Below are 1,432 nucleotides of genomic sequence, written 5' to 3'. Positions count from 1 at the left end.
CATCGCAGATCTAGGCTGCAGACGCTTCGCTTCGTGGGGCGACCGCATTCCCCGTGGGGCTTACTTGATCGGGGCCGGCGTGGGCTGCCGCGTTGCTTGGAGTGGGTCGAGTTCGTGCCGGGGATTTTTTGCTTCGTATGAGATTTGCACTTCGGACAGGTCGGCCACCCTATTTCCCGATCGTACCAAGTCGAACCGAATTCTGCTCCGCGCTGACCGTGACGCTTCGCCCGATAATTTCCGCAGTGTTTTCTAGGCGCAGGCGATAGCGACCGTAGCGGACCCGTTCGAGAGTGAAGAAGCCATCGAATTCCGTCCGGACGCGATATGCCACTGCGCCCTTTTCATCGATCAGCTCGATCATTCGCGCAGGCGTGGGGGTGCCACCCAGCGCCAGCGTCCCTTCAATCGTCGCAGTGCCCATGATCCCGAGCTCGACCGGGTTGACTAGGCCGCTACGCGGTACCGCTGCCATGCCGACGCTGTTCGGAACCTGGAAGGGGTCGGCGATCGAACTCTCGTCGATGGCGATCCGCACCGGTACGAAAGGTTCGACCCCATTGATCTCGGCGATGGCCCGACACGTCAGTTCGCGTTTGCGACATGTCGAAATCGGGACGTCGTTTACCAACAGTCCAGGCACCGGGATTGCAGGTTCGTTCGACTGTCGCGCCCCATCACCGTTGAGGTCCTGATACGCGCTGACTTCCAGATTGCCGGTCGAGGCGCGCGGTGTCGACGCGATTCGCCCGAATCGGCCGCGGCCGTTTCCGCCGAAACTGAAACCGAATCCCAGCCGCAGCGAAAGCGCGCCGCGGGTATCCGCCTGTATGTTGCTGGTGACCGACGCGAAGCCGAGGTCGCGCGTATAGCCGGCGGCGGCATAGGCGTAGTTCTCACCCCCGGCGTAACCGATGGTGGCCTGTGCATCGCCCCGGGTTCCCAGTGGTTTATTGGCGCTCAGCACTGCGCCCATTAGCCGCGCGAGTGGCACAATTTCCCAGTCCAGCCCACCACGGATGCGCGTCGTTCCCACGCGGCCGTTGAGCAGGATCGCGCCCGTTGCCGCCGAACGACCGGCGCCATCGCGCGGTGTTACCCGCCGCCAGCCCAGCGCGGCGCTGACCGATACTTGTCGCGTAGCGATGGCAACGCGCGATTGCGCCTGCAACGAACGATCCCCGCGCGTTTCGATCGCGCGCAGATCGAAGTGGATCGGAATGATGAGGCCGCCGACGCGCACCGGACGGTCCAGCGCGATCGAGCTTAGCGCGGTCTGCTGCGCAGAAATACGTTCGCTCGTCAGCCTGCGATTGCGAACGGTCTCAAGGGCAATGCTCGTCCCTGCGACTTCGCCCAACGCGCTAGCGCGAAACGCCCGCCCGCCATCCTGATCCATCGCCGCGGAAAATTCAGTCAGGAAGCCGAACAC

At 63.5% G+C, this 1,432-nt stretch carries 1 pseudogene; it reads right to left on the bottom strand.

From position 1 onward, the window contains the following. Positions 1 to 169: 169 nt before the first annotated feature. Positions 170 to 1,432, bottom strand: a pseudogene (locus tag U1769_RS24985) (carboxypeptidase regulatory-like domain-containing protein); the annotation flags it as partial.

It is taken from the genome of Parasphingomonas zepuensis (assembly GCF_036663735.1).
GTDB lineage: Bacteria > Pseudomonadota > Alphaproteobacteria > Sphingomonadales > Sphingomonadaceae > Sphingomonas.
This window is presented reverse-complemented; position numbering and strand designations above follow the sequence as displayed.